The sequence below is a fragment of the Polyangium sorediatum genome (genome assembly GCF_029946465.1).
In the GTDB taxonomy this organism is placed as follows: domain Bacteria; phylum Myxococcota_A; class Polyangia; order Polyangiales; family Polyangiaceae; genus Polyangium; species Polyangium fumosum.
The window spans coordinates 49,546-65,691 of the sequence record NZ_JARZHI010000058.1; the positions used below are offsets into that span (position 1 = coordinate 49,546).

15 protein-coding genes are annotated in these 16,146 nt (G+C 69.3%); 4 read left to right on the plus strand and 11 right to left on the minus strand.

Annotated features, from left to right (window positions below):
* Positions 1-35: 35 nt before the first annotated feature.
* Together QHF89_RS38295 and QHF89_RS38300 are read left to right on the plus strand one after the other, a co-directional pair.
* Positions 36-1,076: a tetratricopeptide repeat protein gene (locus QHF89_RS38295; protein ID WP_136972973.1), complete on the plus strand. Its 1,041-nt coding sequence runs from the start codon at positions 36-38 to the stop codon at positions 1,074-1,076.
* 56 nt (positions 1,077-1,132) lie between these two features.
* Positions 1,133-1,600, plus strand: coding sequence for a hypothetical protein (locus tag QHF89_RS38300; protein WP_136972972.1), 468 nt, complete (start codon positions 1,133-1,135; stop codon positions 1,598-1,600).
* A 4-nt stretch (positions 1,601-1,604) separates the two neighbouring features.
* Here the strand turns inward: QHF89_RS38300 and QHF89_RS38305 are convergent, their stop codons facing one another.
* The 5 genes from QHF89_RS38305 to QHF89_RS38325 form a co-directional block, all read right to left on the minus strand.
* The gene (locus QHF89_RS38305; RefSeq protein ID WP_136972971.1) at positions 1,605-1,988 is read right to left on the minus strand and encodes a hypothetical protein; all 384 of its coding nucleotides are present in this window, start codon (positions 1,986-1,988) and stop codon (positions 1,605-1,607) included.
* 23 nt (positions 1,989-2,011) lie between these two features.
* On the minus strand, positions 2,012-2,392 hold the full coding sequence (locus QHF89_RS38310; RefSeq protein WP_136972970.1) for a hypothetical protein: 381 nt from the start codon (positions 2,390-2,392) through the stop codon (positions 2,012-2,014).
* Positions 2,393-2,960: 568 nt separating this feature from the next.
* Positions 2,961-3,647: a hypothetical protein gene (locus QHF89_RS38315; protein WP_136972969.1), complete on the minus strand. Its 687-nt coding sequence runs from the start codon at positions 3,645-3,647 to the stop codon at positions 2,961-2,963.
* Positions 3,648-3,680: 33 nt separating this feature from the next.
* Positions 3,681-4,109, minus strand: a complete 429-nt coding sequence (locus tag QHF89_RS38320; protein WP_136972968.1) for a hypothetical protein — start codon at positions 4,107-4,109, stop codon at positions 3,681-3,683.
* A 16-nt stretch (positions 4,110-4,125) separates the two neighbouring features.
* Positions 4,126-5,175 (minus strand): RNA polymerase sigma factor, encoded by a 1,050-nt coding sequence (locus QHF89_RS38325; RefSeq protein WP_136972967.1) that lies wholly within the window; start codon positions 5,173-5,175, stop codon positions 4,126-4,128.
* Positions 5,176-5,261: 86 nt separating this feature from the next.
* On the opposite strand from QHF89_RS38325, the gene QHF89_RS38330 reads away from it, so the two are divergent.
* Positions 5,262-6,281, plus strand: coding sequence for a hypothetical protein (locus QHF89_RS38330; RefSeq protein ID WP_136972966.1), 1,020 nt, complete (start codon positions 5,262-5,264; stop codon positions 6,279-6,281).
* Positions 6,282-6,284: 3 nt separating this feature from the next.
* Here QHF89_RS38330 and QHF89_RS38335 read toward each other — a convergent pair whose 3' ends face one another.
* From QHF89_RS38335 to QHF89_RS38345, 3 genes are read right to left on the minus strand one after another with little or no spacing between them, the layout of a single operon-like run.
* Positions 6,285-7,514: a hypothetical protein gene (locus tag QHF89_RS38335; protein WP_136972965.1), complete on the minus strand. Its 1,230-nt coding sequence runs from the start codon at positions 7,512-7,514 to the stop codon at positions 6,285-6,287.
* 10 nt (positions 7,515-7,524) lie between these two features.
* Positions 7,525-8,082, minus strand: a complete 558-nt coding sequence (locus QHF89_RS38340; protein ID WP_136972964.1) for a hypothetical protein — start codon at positions 8,080-8,082, stop codon at positions 7,525-7,527.
* Positions 8,083-8,092: 10 nt separating this feature from the next.
* On the minus strand, positions 8,093-8,353 hold the full coding sequence (locus tag QHF89_RS38345) for a hypothetical protein (RefSeq protein WP_136972963.1): 261 nt from the start codon (positions 8,351-8,353) through the stop codon (positions 8,093-8,095).
* Between the two features lie 356 nt (positions 8,354-8,709).
* Between QHF89_RS38345 and QHF89_RS38350 the strand changes: the two genes are divergently transcribed.
* A complete protein-coding gene (locus tag QHF89_RS38350; protein WP_284721463.1) occupies positions 8,710-12,555 on the plus strand; it encodes an NACHT domain-containing protein in 3,846 nt (1,281 codons plus the stop codon).
* Positions 12,556-12,558: 3 nt separating this feature from the next.
* Here the strand turns inward: QHF89_RS38350 and QHF89_RS38355 are convergent, their stop codons facing one another.
* The 3 genes from QHF89_RS38355 to QHF89_RS38365 form a co-directional block, all read right to left on the minus strand.
* Positions 12,559-13,761: a Bcr/CflA family multidrug efflux MFS transporter gene (locus tag QHF89_RS38355; protein ID WP_136932132.1), complete on the minus strand. Its 1,203-nt coding sequence runs from the start codon at positions 13,759-13,761 to the stop codon at positions 12,559-12,561.
* Positions 13,762-15,453 carry an RluA/RlmK domain-containing protein gene (locus QHF89_RS38360; RefSeq protein ID WP_136972961.1) on the minus strand — a complete coding sequence of 564 codons (1,692 nt, stop codon included), beginning with the start codon at positions 15,451-15,453 and terminating at the stop codon, positions 13,762-13,764.
* 4 nt (positions 15,454-15,457) lie between these two features.
* Positions 15,458-16,146 (minus strand): LolA family protein (locus tag QHF89_RS38365; protein ID WP_284721464.1); only part of this gene is annotated, 689 nt, incomplete at its 5' end.

Below are 16,146 nucleotides of genomic sequence, written 5' to 3' on the forward strand. Positions count from 1 at the left end.
TTGCACAGGGGGGTGGTCGGTGTAGACGGGAAGGGATGGCAGACACGTCAGCTCGCGAACGTGGCAGCGCTGCGCTGGGCGTCGGGTGGCTCCTCGTGGTGGGGCTCTTCGCCTCCTCCGGGGGGGCCCAGCCTGCCCAGGAGAGCGAGGAGCAGAAGAAGAACATCGCTCGCGGGTACGTGATCTCGGGCGACGAGGCCTTCGAGCAGGGGGACATGGCACGCGCGCTCGATCGGTACGAGCGGGCCGAGCGGCTGATCCCGGCGCCCACGGTGCGCCTGCGCATCGCGCGTGTGCTGGCCAAGCAGGGCAAACTTGTCGAGGCGCGCGTGAAGTACAAGGCGGCTGCGACGGCGGATGTCGCGTCGGACGCGCCGGACGTATTCTTCAAGGCGGTGGTCGAGGCGCAGAAGGAGCTCGCGGCGCTCGAGCCGAGGATCCCGTCGGTGCAGATTGACGCACCTTCCGGCGCGGGCGGGGCCACGATCGACAAAACGGTCCTCGAGGACAGCGCGCTCGGCGCGCCGATCCCGGTGAACCCGGGGCCCCACACGATTGAGCTCCCTTGCTGCGGGATCCAGACGACATCGCCGAAGGAGGGGGAGCGCGTGCGGCTCACGTTCACGGTGCGGCCGACCGAGGCGCCCGCGCCGTCGGCCACCGGCCCCAATGTCCGGCTGATTGCGGGCGTGTCGACGCTGGGGGTGGGCGTCGTGTCGCTGGGGGTGGGATTCGTGGGGGTGGGGATGGTCCAGGCGGCGAATTCGGACCCGATCTTCCTGGAGGCTCGGTCTATGTATGGCGTGCAAGACAACGTCTGCGAGCTCGTCGCGGGCAGCGAGCCGCTGATGCACGGCGTGGACAGGAAGGGGGTTCTCTACGCCTGCAATCGAGGCGACACGGGCAGGCTCCTGCAGCTCGTGTTTTTCCCGGTCGCCGGGCTTATGACCGGCGTCGGCATCTACCTCCTGGCGACGAGCGGCCGGGGCGACAAGAAGCCTGCGTCGAGCCGGGTCGAGGTGCTTCCGACCGCGGGGAAGGGGTACGGCGGGCTTCTCGTGCAAGGGTCTTTTTGAGGACCGCGATGGGGAGCACGCGCCGTCGTGACACGCGTGCCGGCGTTTTCGCGTCGATGGTGGCGTTCTCCGCGATGATGGTGCCCGGCCATGCGCGTGCGGACGAGCCGGGGGCCGGATGGGATGGACGGTTCGTCGCGGGGATGAGCGCGTTCGGGGTGTCGGCGGTGTCGCTGGGGCTCGGGATTCTGTCGACGTATCAGGTGTCCGAGGCGAACGAGGCCATCCGAACGAGCGTGTTCGCGTCGCAGTTCACGCACCAGCAAGACGTGTGCATCGCGGCGGAGACGTCCGCAGAGCCGGGGGCGGGGGTCCTTCGGGAGACGTGCGCGCGGGGGAATACGTACAACACGCTTCAATACGTGATGTACGGGCTGCACGTGGGGGCGGCATTCGCGGGGACGTACCTGGTCGTGACGAGTATTCTCGCGGGGGAGAAGAAGGCGGCGGCGGGGAGCGGGGTCGCGGTGGTGCCGGTGGTTTCGGCAGGGTATGGGGGGGTGGTGGTGAGCGGGGGGTTTTGAGGGGTCAGCGGATGGGGCGGAGATGGTCGAACCGGCGGTCGTGGAGGTTCTCGTAGGTCGCCTTGAGGGTGACCGATTTGCCGGGGTCCATTTCTTCCATGCAGTAGACCTTCTTACCGAAGCGCAGGCAGTCTCCCACCGATATGCCGGTGCAGAGGGGGCGCTGGCCTTCACCCCACCAGTTCTTCTCCTTCGTGAACGATTCGGGCACGTCACACACATGCCCCACGAGCGCCAGGACGGGCTCCCCTCCCAGCGCCTCATGCAGGAATACGTTGCAGCCGTCCACGTGCGATACTTTGCCCACTTCGAGCGTGACCTCGGAGGGGTCGCCGCGTGCGCAGGAAGCGAGCGCGAGGGCCGCGAATATGCATAGGAAACTTCGCATGACTCCTCGACGGCGGCAGGACGTCAGCGGATCGGCCGGAGATGATCGACTCTCCGGTGCGTGACCTCGTAGGTCGCCTTGAGCGTAACCGACTCCCCCGGTTCCATTTCGACCAGACAGTAGAACCGGTCACCCAGGCGCATGCAATCTCCCATAAGCATCGTGGTGGCTGGCCTTTGGATTCCCTCTCCCCACCAGTTTTTTTCATTCACGAACGATTCCGGCACGTCGCAGGCGGACGTCATGAAGGAAGCGGGAGGATCCCCAGGAGTCGCATCGTGCACGAAGACGTTACAGCCGTGCACGCGCGTCGCTTTGCCGACTTCGAGTGTGACCTCGGAGGGCTCACCACGTGCGCACGAGGCGAGGGCCACGGAGACAATCATGAGGAGTGCAGTTCGCATACTTGATTCCTTGGAAACGTAATCAGTCACAGCGGTCGAACTTGATCTCTTCCCTGGGCGCGCAGTCGAGGCATTTCTGACGTGTCTGTTCGCAACACTTGCCGCAGCTAGGGGCGGCCCCCGGGTTGCCGCAACTGTTCCAGCAAAGATTGGTCTGCTCCTCACACCACTCCGGGGCCTTGCACTGGGTCGCCGTCACGTTGGACCCACCACAGGCCGTGATCAAGCTCGCCAGAAAGAACAACACCGGACCCACACGCATGACCTTCGCCCCTCACCCGGCAGCCTGCCGGCCCTCTCCCAACGCGTCAACCTCTTTCCCCGCCTGGATCGCCCCTCGCACCCCGTAGAACCATGCGGATCGCGACCTCGATCCGCCCCGTCGCTCCACGCAACCGCTTCCCTCGCGACCTCGATCGCCCCCCGCGCCTCGCACGACAGCCTCCCTCGCGACCTCGATCACCCCCCACACCCCGCGCAACCTGCGCGCTCCCCCCCTCGAACCACCCCCGCGCGTCACGCAACCGGGTCGATCAAGACCTCGATCCACCCAGTTGCGCAGTCTACCTCACGAATCCTCGCCCTCCGGACCCTCGTCCGTGGAACCCACCTCACGCTTCCGCTTCGGCCGCGTCGGCTCCAGGAAGGCCGCGACGCGCTTCGGTTGCCCCGGGAAGAGCTTCTTCAGGTCCCCTTCGAGCCGGTCGAGCTCCAGGTTGATGTCCTCCACGTAAAGCTCCTCCGACGTGCCCTGCAAGGCCAGCGCGCGCAGCCCGTCCGCGCGCTGCATCGCGCTCCCGTCGAGCTTGTTCGTCACCGACCCGAGCCGCAGCGTCCATTTCAATGCGAGCGGCTCGTCCGGGTTCCGCCCGAGCTCGTCGAGCCACGCGCGCCCCTGCTTTACCTCCCGCTCGATTCCGAATGCCTGCGCCGCCGACGGCGAGACGTCCTTGAAAAATCGCGTATAGGGAGGCGCATCCCGGCGGCCATCCGTCCGGTCGACGACGTCCCTGCCAAACGCCGCGACCTCCGGATCCCATTGCGCATCCGCCACCGCGAGCCGCGCCCGCGCGCGGCCGAGCGCGCGCTCCAGCTTGCGGCGCTCCGCCGAAAGCGCGTCCCCCGTGGCCGTGAGCGATTCCCACAAGGACGCGAGGTGCTTCGTGGCGTCGTCGCTGGACAAGCCGTCGGCGATGGAGGCGCAAATGTCGGCCGCGAGCTGGGCAGAGGTGTTCGTGCGTAGATGGGTAGCCATGTGCGGAAGGTAACTGGTGCGGCGGGGGAGGTGTCAAGAGGAAAGGGGGCCCACTCGTCTCGGCCGCTTCGCGCGTGGCATGGAAGCGCGTAGCTCGATCAACGCCAGGGTGACGATTTCGGCCGCGTGCTTGTGGGCTTCCGCGATGAGGATCGCCGTGAGCGGCTCGCCGGCCGGCACGCCGTGGAAGGCCCTTCGGCCGTGCGTGCTCTTGATCTTGTCCGCGGTGACATAAAGGCGATGGTCGCTCCCGACGAGGGAAAGCCCGATCCTCTCCCGCATCGCAGGATCGGCGTGGAATCGCTCGGTTTCACGAGGCGTCAAGGCAAACCAGGGGGTCGCGTTCGCCCCGCTCTCCGCTTCGGTCCAGAAAGACGAGCCCACATAGAAGACGCCGTCGCTCCGTCGGGCGTACGCCGCGGTGCACCGGGGATCCGGTCTCGCAATTCGCTCGTTGCTCATGGTGTTTTGATCCCCCTCACTTGGGCGACGATCCCGGGCGTGAGAGCGTCGCCCCCGGCGCCGCCGGCGTCGCCGGTTTCGTGGCGTTCTCCGCATAAAGAGCCAGCGCCGAGCGCCCCTTGCGCGGCGCCGGCATTTCGTGGTTCTCGTGGACCTCGGGCACCCTCGGCGGAACGGGGCGCGCCGAAGGGACGAGCGCCGGGACACGCGCGATTTCGACGGCCTCGCCATCGTGCACCGGCGGAAGGGGACTTGCCGCGGGACCACATGCGCGCGCGCCGGGCGATCCGGGCATCGCATGGGGATGGGGGGAGGGCGTGGACGAGAGCACGAGAGCCGCCGCACCCATGCCGAGGAGCGCCCGCATCGGCGCGCGGTGGGCCGATCGGGTGAGCCGTCGCCACGCGGCCCCGAGCCTCGCGCGCGCCTCACGTGCGAACAGGGCGACGAGCAGGAAGGGCACGAGAGCAAAGGTCCGGCGGCCGGGCCGCACCTCGTCGAGCTGCGCGAGCCGTTTGCGCATGAGCCGCCGCGTCGCCGAGATACGCGAAAAGATTGTGCTCGGGGCCATGGCCTGCTCGGCTGCGAGATCGCGAATGCCTCGATCGTGGATCAGGTGCTCGACGAGCAGGTGACGTTGCATGTCGTCGAGCCCTCCGAACGCAATCGCGAGCCTCGTTTGTTCCTCCAGGACGAAGGTCGTGTCCGACGCGTCGGGCGTGTTCTCCAGGGCCTCCTGCTCGAAGACGATATCGGGCGCGTTTTGCTGTTTGCGCAGGTGGCGGAGCGTGATGTTTTTCGCGATGGAACAAAGCCATTGGCTCATCCCCTCGCGATCGGCTGGATCCGGGCGCTTCGATTTGGGCTTGCGACAGGCGACCACGAATGCATCATTGACGAGGTCGGCGACATGATCACGATTCGCGCCCAATCGACGCACCACACGCCGCATCTGCGTGATGTGGTGCGCGAGGTCCGCCGCCGAGATGCGGAGCGCCTCCCCGGACGCAGGGGCGGCGTCGGCCGAGGTCGTCGGGGAAGCGGGGGGGCTGGGCGCTGCCTGCATGTTTGTAAATCCCAGGAGAAGGGCTTTTGTCCGAAAAAATTCGACGAGGGGTCCAGATCGTTTCTCCGGACCACCGGTTTCGGGACGTGGTTCACAAGATCGGGCGGCGTGTTGCGTGCGGGGCGATGGGGGTCGTTTTATGGCTCACCACGTCTCCCGCCCGGGCCGACGAGCTGCTCCACCACCGCCTGGTGTTCGAGGGGGATCGGTCGCTGCCGCTGTGCAACCAGGCGCTCAAGTTCAAGGCGCTCCTCGTCGAGCGGGTGCCGTTCACGGTCTTCGATCCGCCGACGCCCCGCACGCTCGTCGTGCGGGTGCGGCGCGCGCCGAACGGCGACAAGACGGCGGAGGTCTCGGTCAAGGACGAGGCCGGGCAGGTGCTCGGCACGGACCACCACGTGTACGATCCCGCGTTCGAGTGCTTCGAGATGCTCTACTGGACGGCGATCGACGCGGCGAAGCTCATGCGCGCGATCGGGACGGTGGCGGCGCCGGAGGAACCCCCGGCCCCGCCGGAGCCGCCAGCGCCTCCCCCGCGTCCGCCGCCCCCGCCGGAGCCGCCACCCAAGCCTGCCCGCGAGCCCGAGAAATCGACTCCGGTGCCGAGCGTCGCCCCGCGGCGGTACTTCCTGGGGGGCGGGGCCTCGGTTGTGTACAACCTCGCGCCGGAGATCGTGGTGGGGCCACGGTTGCTGTTCGGGATCGAGCGCGGGGCGTTCGTCGGGGAGGTGGACGCGAGGTGGTTGCCGCTGCTGGAGACGCGGACGGCTGGCTACACCGTGCTCGACGTTCACACGATGTCCCTCTCGGTCGCGGGGTGCCTGAAGCGGGACTGGCTGCTCGGCTGCGGCATCCTGATGGGCGGTGCCGCGCGCGTCCAGGTGTGGCACCGCGAAGACTACGCGCCGGTGTACAGCGGGTTTTTCGGCGTGGGCGTCCGCGGAGCTGTCGAGGCGCCACTGACGACGTCGATCACAGTTCGCATCGATGCGGAGGGCGTGTGGACACCACGCCCCATCCGCCTCGATCCAAGCTGGTACGGCACCCCGGCGTTGCTACCGCTCCACGTGAGTGGCGGAGCATCTCTCGTGTACGCGATCAAGTGATCATCATGTCGTGGCTGCCGGGCAGCATACCGTGATAGGTTTGTCAAGGGACAGTTCACCGATAAACTCCCCCCCGCTCGGGGGGCACGCGCCCTTCGTGTAGTTGAGGAGTTCGGCCGTCTTTCCGCTGAGGGGGGCCCCGGGCATGACGTCGTTGCACGGCGCCGTCATCCCTGCGGTGACCTGACCGCCTGTCTGATAGTCGGTGCAGGCAGGTGCGCCGAAGGCGGACCACAACACCTCACACGTTCCGCCGGTCGGCGCTCCGCACGTACAAGCCGAGCACGCGCGTTCGTCCTTGATCACGCCGTAGAGGACGTGGCGTTCCCCGGTCCACCCCTCGGGGCAGAGGTGCTCCCCCTCCTGGAAGATACAAGAGGCGTAGTCGTCCCCGGCCGGCCCGCAGAACTTCCCGCTCTGTCCCGAACAAGCCGGCCAGGGCTCGGCGCTCGTACACACCCGACCGAAGGGTGTTTCCGGTCCGCCGTTCCAGAGTTTGGCGGGGGGCTCGATGGGATCCCCCTTCACGTGCGCCTGGCACGGCTGCTCCTCGATCACCGGAGGGGAGATCGTGATGGACCGGACGCACGGCACGCCGCCGCAGAGGGCAGAGGAGAGGATTGCTTTGTCCTGGTTGCAGGTGCCATCCCAGCCTGAGGAAGGATCGAAGTTTGTCTTGACACCACCGCCGGGATCTGCGCACGCCGCCGAGCTGACCGTCCACGTCTGCGGCAGCGTGCACGTCCCTTCGGGCTCGTCGCACGAGCACGCGCCACATAGAGGAGGAGGCGGCGCGGCCGTGCCCTCAAACGCGACGATTGGCATGTTGTCTGGGCACGACGGCGGTTCGCGCCAGTCGGAGAAAAAGGCCCCATGCCTCCAGTCGTCGGGGGACTCTGGAACGCAGACGCCGTCCGCGCAGAGGGACATGCCGCCGTCCTCTTCACCTCCGTCCGCGCCTCCGTCCGAGCACCTCGGCGGCAGGGGTGGCGGGCCGTCGCACGCGTTCGGGCACTCCCACGGGATCGGCTTGGGCTTGCCGTACCCCGGGTTGTCCGGGTCCTGGCACGCCTCGGGGATAGGGCACGGGCAGCAATATGGGTCGAAGGCCAACTCCTGGGGGCAGCCATCCACACGCTCCTCCCACGGCGGGCCCCCGCAGCCGAGGAAGCCGATCTCCGCGATCGTCCCCCCAAGCGCAAGGAGCAAGCTGAAACGAAAAATAGATCGCATGTGCGTTCTCCTATTGTGTTGACTCTGCTGGAGGTTTTCCCCCGAGATCCCGGACCACCTGGAGCTCCGACGGCCCCACGCGCGGAGCTGCCGATGCGGCAGGAGCCGACGGAATCCGGATGATGATGGGCTTGCCGGATCGAGGTGGGGTCTTCACCGGCAAGGCGGAAGGCGCGGAGCTCGCGCTCGCGCTCGCACTCACGCTCGGCACGACAGGCTCCGGCAACGCGTTCAGCGCGTCACACGACCACGCGCCGAGGAGCACATGCGCGCGGCTGCAACGGACGTTGATGGTGCCGCCGGTCGTGTTGACCTGGAGCGTGTGTGCCCATGGCACACGCTCCCACTTCATCGGCATCGCCTCGCACCCGCGAGGTTGCCCCATGCAGGCGGTTTCGCTGGCCAAACGGTCGACCTCGATGGTCGAGGCGAACACGTTCACGATCCCGAGGATGCTCGCCGTGAAGAAGAGCCCTCCGAGGAAGAACTCGACCCAGAAGACGAACCAGGAACGTCCGGTGACCTGCACGTGTACATGCGGTTGTCGCTGCTGTTGCTGCTCTTTCATCACGACCCCCTCAGCGCGTGCAGGCGTTCCGCCTGTCCGCCTCGAAATACGTCAGGATACAACACAGTGTGATCTCGCTCTGCGGCATGCCGTTCTCGTCGAGCTCCGCCGTCGGCGGGCCGTTTGGCTCGTACGTACATGACGCATTCCGCTTCGGCGCGACGGGAATGAGCCCGCGGAGGGGCCATCCCTTCGGACAAGCATGGACGCCGGGCCGCCGTACGCACTGGAGCGCCTCGTCCGGCAGCCGTAGGTGAGGACCGAAGGTCACCGCGACCTTCCGCGGTGCGCGGAGGATCGCTTCTTCTTCGCGGCTTGGCGCGCACCCGAGGAGCGGCGCGACGAAGAAGAGAGGGATGAGACACGGAAACAACCTCGTGGAGAGTGCTGATGAAACCATGTTCCAGGTCAAACCCGTACCCGGAAAAACCCGCCTCCGCAATCCGTTTCTGATGCGGGGCGCATTTGTCCCGGACCCTCCGACAAACTCCTACACCACCCGCTGCCCCGCCGCGCGCCCGCTGCCCGCCCGGAACCCCTCGCGCCTCTGACCCCGGCTGCGCTCTCCCGCCCGCCGCGCGCGGGGCCTTCATGCCGCGCCCCACTTCCGCTAAGCTCGCCGTCACGGTGTCCTCTCCGCTCCTCGTCCTCCACCTCTCGGACCTGCATTTCGGCCCGCATGGTCGCTTCGGGGGCCAGGACGGCGAGCGGCTCGCTTCGCGCTTCGCCGCGGCGATCGACGCCGCGCGGCAAGAACAGGGCATTCGGCAGGGCGTGGGGCTCGTCGTGGTCACGGGCGACATCGCCGAGGCCGCGCGCAAGAACGAATACGAGGCCGCGCTCGGGTTCTTCGGGCACCTCGACGCGGCGCTCGGCGTCCCGCGGGATCGCTTCGTGTTCGTCCCCGGAAATCACGACGTCTCCTGGGCCGAGACACGCAAGGTGCAGATCGAGCAGGACGACGAGGGCTTCGACGAGGCCGAGCTCGAGCGCCGCCTCGATCTCGTGCGCCTCGCGCGCTTCGAGGCGTTCGTCGCGGCGTTCCACGGCCGCCCGCGCGAAGGGCTCCCGAACGTGACCTCGATCGGCCACGGCGCCGTCGTGCACCATTTCGCCCTGCCGGACGGCGGGATCGCCGTGGCCGCCTTGAACTCGTGCGAGCGCGAGTCCCACGCCCGCCAGGGCGGCTCGTTCGGGGAGGCGCAGGCCCAGCGCTTGCTCGATCATCTGCGCGGGTTGCCTCCGTCGTGGATGTCGATCCTCGCCGTGCACCACAACCCGATCACGCCCGTGCCCGAGGCCGTGGCAAGCTGGGTGGAATGGCTGCGTGGCCACCCCGGGCCGCTCAAGCCCGAGACGATCGAGCATTTCGCCGCCGACGCGGCCGGCTTCGAAGGCAAGGAGCGCCTGCGCGCCGTGACCGAGGACGCGCGCGTCTCGGTGGTGCTGCACGGGCATCACCACGGCGCCGATGCCCACGCGTTCCCCTTCCGGCGCGGAGAAAAGGGGCATACGTTGGTGCTCTCGTCCGGGAGCTGGGGGCTCTCGCCCGAGAAGCTGCCCGAGAGCCAGCCCGCCATGGTGCACCTCCTGGAGCTCGATCCGGCGCGGCGGCAAGCGCGGTCGATCCTGCGGATCTACGCGCCCCGCGCCCGCGCCGAGGGGCAGGTCGAGCCGGGGACGTTCGCGGTGGATCCGGCGAGCCCGCGCGGCGCCACGCTCGATCTCTACGTGCCGAAAGGGTTTGGCGAAGAAAAACAGGCCGCGGCTGCGTTCGAGGGGGCCGAGGTCGCGGCGTTCGTCGAAGCCTATCGACGGCGGTTCGGGGCGCGCTACGTGCGCTGGGACCTCGGCGGCGTGGGCGTGACGCAGCCGAGCGGGGGCGGGCCGCCCGTGGAGGCGCGGCTCGACGAGATGTTCGTGCCGCCGCGGCTCGGGACGAATACGGATCCGGGGCGGCTCGACGACGGCGCGCCGCTCGATCCCTTCGCGCTCGTCACGCGGGCGGCGCCGCTCGTGATTCGTGGGCCGGCCGGCTGCGGAAAGACCACGATCCTGCGCCATTGGTTTCGCAAGCTGCTCGCCGAGGGCGGCAAGGCCTGTGTCCCGTTCCTGATCGAGCTGCGCGAGCTCGGGCGCGCGTGGGAGCGGGCCACGCCGAGCGAGCGGACGCTCGAAGCCTACCTCGCGGCGCGCCTCGCCGAGGTGCGGGGGCAAGACGAACGAACGACGCTCGCGGCGCTCTTCGACGCGCCCACGGGGCCGCGGCCGATTCTGCTCGTCGACGGCTGGGACGAGCTCGGGGATCTCGGCAATGAGGTGCGCGAGAAGTTGATGGGGCTGCTCCATACGTCGCCGCGGGTCCTCGCGGTCGTGACGAGCCGGCCTTATGGCGAGAGCCGGCCTTCGAGCGCCGAGGGGTTCGACGTGCTCGACGTGCAGCCGCTCTCGGACGAGGAAATCGCGGCGTTCGCGGCGCGGTTCCACCGGCGCGTGCACGGCGAGGACGAGGCGGCGGCCCGCGCGGCGAGCGAGCGCTTTTCAGGGGCCGTCGCGGCGAGCGCAGAGGCCCAGGCGCTCGCGCGGACGGCGCTCCTGCTCGTGATGATGCTCTTCGTGCACCGGTCGAGGCCGCTGCCGGACAAACGGCACGAGCTCTACCGTGTGTGCCTCGACAACCTGCTTTCGGCGCGGCCGCGGGCGAAGGAGGTGGAGGGGGCGCGGGCGCCTTCGGCCATGTTCCGGCCCGACGACGCGGCGGAGCGGATGCGCGCAGTGGCGGAACTCGCGCACGCGATGCAGCAGAACGGATTCCAGGCGCAGGGCCTCCGCGCGATCGTGCTCACGGAGGAGGAGCTTTGTGACCTCTTGCCGCGGCGGTACTCGCGCGAAGAGCGCCGCGGGTTTCTCGCGTGGCTCGTCTCGGCGGCGGGCGTGCTCGTGGATCGGGCGGACGGGACGTTCTCCTTTGCGCACTTGAGCTTCCAGGAATACCTCGCGGCCCATCATTGGGCCGCGGTGCTGGAGGGGCACCGCGCGCGGCTCGAGCTTTGTCAGACGTATCTGCGGGAGCTCGCGTTCTGGGAGACGTTGCGGCTCTGGGCGGCCATCGTGGAGGACCGGAACCCGGAGCACCTTTCGGCCCTGCTCGCGGACCTGATGGGCGGGTGGGCGGCGGACGGGTTCTGGCTCGCGGGGGTCATGTTCGCCGACGGGCTCGGCAAGGAGCAATTCGAGGCGTGGTGCGCGCTTTTGCCCGAGCGGTTCCACGTGCACGAGCAGGTGCGCGCGTCCGCGGCGGCGCGGGCCTGGGCGACGAGCCAGCAGGAGGAGCGGCGGCAGCGGCTCGCGGCGGCGTGGCCCGAGATCGCGTCGCGGACGCGCTGGCTTCCCGGGGTGATCGCGGCGCGGTGGTGGCAGGAGGCGCGGCTCGGGCGGGAGGAGGCGGAGCCGCCGGCAATGTCGCGGCTCCTGTCGGCGGCGGGGGAGGGGCAAGGCGTGGCGCGCGGCCGGGCGCTCGGCGGTTCGAGCCCCGTTTGGCCGGGCGATCCTCCGGAGCTCTCCTTGCTGCATTTGTGGCCCGGTCCGCGCGGGCCCGCGGCGGCGCGGCTGCAAACGTTGATTTCGCTCGGGGGCCGGCGCGAGCACCTCGGGCGGGCGGCGCGGCGGGTGCTCGTGCCGGAGCGGGAGGAGCGGGATCTGGCGCGGCAAATGGCGCGGTCGCTCGCGCGGTTGTGGGCGCGGGAGGCGGCCCACGACGACTGGGTGCGGACGTGGGCGCTCGATCTGGCGCGGGATTGGGCGATGGATCTGTCGCGGTCGTGGGCGCGGGAATGGGCGCGGGATCACGCGCTCGATCTGGCGCGGGAATGGGCGCGTTATCTGGCGCGGTACTGGACGCGGGATCTGGCGCGGGACTGGGCGTTTGATCTCTCGCGCTACTGGGCCCGGGACTGGGAGAAGGATTGGGTGTTCGACATGGCCGTGGTATGGGCGGACGAGCTCGCCTTGCCGGAGGAGCCGTGGACGCTCGATTTCGTGGCCGTGGAGCTCGCGGGCACCGGCCGGGCCGGGACGCGCGCGGTGCTCGCCTTCTCGGAGCCGAAGGATCCCCTCATGCGGCTCTTCCACGAGGCTTGTCGTCTTTCGTTGCGCCCGCGCGCGGCGTCGGAACCGTTTCGCCGCGCGCTCGCCGAGACGCCCGAAGGCATCGATCCGCTCTGGCCCGCGCTCGCGCGGCACGTGGCGCGCCTCTCCACGCCCGAGGACGAGAGGCTTTTGTGCGACCTCGCCGAGCACCCGGAGAGCCGCGGAAAGCCGCTCTCCTGGGGCCTGCGGTATTACGTGCGGGGGGACCTCGTGCTCGATGACGGGACGGAGGTGCGGCTCGACGAACTCTGCGACGAGGCGGGGATCGCGCGTCTGCCGTGGCTCACGGTCATGCCGGACGAGCTGGAGGTCGAGTTCGATTGAGGGTCATGGCCGCGCGACGCGGCCCGCGAGGAAACAGGCCACGCCGCAGGCGGCCATGACGCCCGCCATCGGGCGCATCGAGCCGTCGTTCAAGAGGCCCACGAGGGAGGACGCGAAGGCCGCGATCCCGAATTGAATCGAGCCGAGCACGGCGGAGGCGATCCCCGCGCGGCTGCCTTGTTCCTCCATCGCGAGCGCGGTCGCATTCGGCCCGATGTAGCCGAGGCACGACATGTACCCAAAGAGGGACACGGCCACCGCGGGCAAACCGCCGGCGCCGGTCAGCGCGATGGCGACCAGGACCGCGCCCATCACCGCCAAGAGGACCGTCCCGCGCGCGAGCAGGTGCCCCGGCGTGGACCGCGCGAGGAGCCGGTGGTTCACCTGGGACGAGGCGATGAATCCGAGCGCGTTCGCCCCGAAAAACCAGCCGTAGCGCTGGGGCGAGACGTGGAAGAGGTCGATCAGGACGAAGGGCGAGCCCGAGATGTACGCGAACATGCCCGCCTGCGAGAAGGCGCCCGTGAGCGTGTGCGCGACGAACGCGCGGTGGCCGAGGAGCGCGCGGACGTTGCGGGCGAGGGTGCCGAGCTCGATGGTGATCCGCGTGGTCGAGGTCTCGGGCAGGGCCGTGGCCATGAGCGCGAGGCAGGCCGCGCCGAGGACGGTGAGGACGGCGAAAATGGTCCTCCAGCCCGCGAGGGCCAGCGTGAAGCCGCCGAGCAGCGGCGCCAGGATTGGCGCCGCGCCCATGACCAGGATGAGCATCGAGAGCAGCCGGGCCGCCGCCGGGCCGACATAAAGATCCCGGACCACGGCGCGCATGACCACGGGCCCGGCGGCGCCGCCGAGCGCTTGGAGGAACCGGAGCGCGATGAGCGTCTCGACATTCGGTGCGATCGCGCATCCGGCGGACGCGAGGACGTAGAGCGTGAGGCCGAAGTAGAGCGGGCGCTTGCGGCCGAAGCGGTCCGTGACGGGGCCATAGGCGAGCTGGCCGATGCCGAGGCCTGCGAAATACGCCGCGAGCGTGAGCTGCGTCATCGACGCGGTGGTGCCGAGATCGCGCTCGATCGAGGGCAAGCTCGGCAGGTACATGTCGATCGTGAGCGGACCGAGCGCCGCGAGCGCGCCGAGGATGAGCGCGAGCAAGCCGGGCCGATCACGATACGGGAGGCGAGCGTCGGAGGTGAGGGGGATCGTCATTCAACCCTTTTCGAGCGTCACGAGCACCGTCTTCAAATGGGCCTCCCCGCCCGGCTCCGGCGGGAAGTCCTCCGGCTCCGGCCACTCTTTCACCTGCGCCGCGCCGCGCCCCGCGTCGCGCGCGGCGTCCTGCAAGACGCGCTTGAACTTGGCGCGCGCGATCCCCTTGTGATTCGTGCACGCGAGCAGGCGGCCGCCCGGCGAAAGGACACGGAGAACGCTCGCCGCGAGCTTCTTGTAATCACTCTCCGCGGAGAAACGCGTCTGCTTCGTGGTGGCGAAGCTCGGCGGGTCGAGGATCACGAGGTCGAAGGGTCCGTCCTTCTGCGCGCTCTTCTCCAGCCATTTGATCGCGTCCGCCTCGACGAGCACGTGCGCCGCCGGCTCCACGCCGAGCCGATCGAGGTTCCGCCGCGCCCATTCGAGCGCCCCGCGCGAGACGTCGACGCTCACCGTCCGCCGCGCGCCGCCCGCGGCCGCCGCGACCGTGAAGGGGCACGTGTACGCAAAGAGGTTTGCGATGGACAAACCAGGGGCCATTTCCCGCACGCGGCGACGGTTTTCCCTTTGGTCGAGGAAGATCCCCGTGGACAAACCGTCGCCGAGCCGCACCTCGTAGGGCAAGCCGAGCTCGTGGACGATCATCGGGTCGGGCGCGGGCGCGCCGCGGACCGGGTCTTTCGGGGCGAACTGCGCCTCCCGGGCGTCGACGATGCGGCTCGCGTGTTTCGGGCGGATCTTGAGGTAGATGCCCGCCGCGCCGAGCCGGAAGGCCGCGTCGAGGATCCGCTCCCGCGCGGCCTCCGCGTCCTCGTCGTAAAGCGAGACGACGAGGAAATCCCCATATCGATCCACGGTGACGCCGGGCAACCCGTCGCCCGCGGCATTCACCAGCCGGAACGCGTCCGTGCCCGGGAGGCGCGCGATGCCCGCGCGGCGCTCGGCGGCCTCGCGCAAGCGGCGCTCGATGGCGTCCACGTCGGAGAGCCCTTCTTTGCCGGCCAGGTAATCGGAAAAGAAGGCCGGCACGGGCGCGCGGAGCGTGAGCGGGCGGCCGTCCCGCGGGTGGTCGAGGACGAGCTCTTCGAGGTGCAAGGCGAGCCGAGGGGCCGAATCCCCGCCGCGGGCGACGTCGCCGACGATCGGCGCTTGTTCGGCGCCGAGCTGGGCCGGCAGATCCACGGGACAACCCAGCTCCGGCGTGAGCGCGAGGAGGGTGCGATCGCCGCGCCGGTCGAGGACGCGGAAGTGCACGGTGGAGTCCTGGCCCGCCCGCGCCGAGGGCGGCAGGACACGATGGCCGCCCTCGCCCGGCGCGAGGCGATGGCGCAAGACGCCCTTGTCCGGCCCCTTGCCGCGGCCGAGCATGCCCGGCGTGCCGCGGACGAGCGCGACATAGGTGCGGCGCGCGCGGCGGCGCTCGATTTGCTCGGCGACGGAGCGGTTCGCCTCCTTTCGGCGCGTGAAGACGAGCACGCCCGAGGCGTCCCGTTCGAGGCGCTGGTGGACGCCGAGATAGAGGGGCGCGCCCGGCTGGGTCGCCTCGTAATAGGCCGTGAGGCGGCGATGGACGTCGTCGCTGCGCTCGGGCGCGTGTGTCGGGACGAACGCGGGCTTGTCGACGGCGACGAGGTCGGGGTCCTCGTGGATCAGACGGCCCGGCGGGGAGAGCGGCCAGAGGTCGAGCGGCACGGCTTCAATTCTGGGTCACGTTGGTGCCCGGCGGAGGGGTGAAGGTGAACTCGGCGGGGTCGATCGTGGCGGGCTGGGTCGAGCCCTCGAAATCGAAGCGGTTCCGGTTGCCCTGGGCGTCGACGAGCATGACGCGGCGGATCACGCCGGGATCCTTCTTCTCCAGGAACGCCTTGTCGACATAAAAATACACGGAGTCGTAATGGGGCGTCGCTTGCCGGGGTTTTCCGAGGAGGACGGGGCCGCCCTCGAACTTGGATTTGTCGTGGAACGCGAACGTGAACGAGGGCCCGAGCCCCTTGCCCATGAGGAAGGCGAGGGCGCCGGGGTATTCGGTCTTGTCCACGGACTGCACGAACATCTGGTTGTCGTCGCCGATGTAGACCTTGAGCGTCGTGCCATCGGAGACGATACGGTTCTTGCTCGGCGCGTCGTACCGGAAGGAGATCTTGTTCGGGCGCTCGAAATAGAAGACGCCGGTCGATTTCTTCGTCGTGCCGGCGACCTTCTGCGTGTGCTCCTGCTTGAACTTCGCGAAATAGGTCTTCTTGTCGAGGAAGACCTGGTCGATCGCCACGGCCACGGCGTCGGCCGAGCCAGGCGCAGGCGCCGCCGTGGGCGCGGGCGCGGCAACGGCGGCGCTCGCGGGCGGGGCGGCAGCGGAGGCGGTGGCCGTCGGGGGCGCGGCGGCGG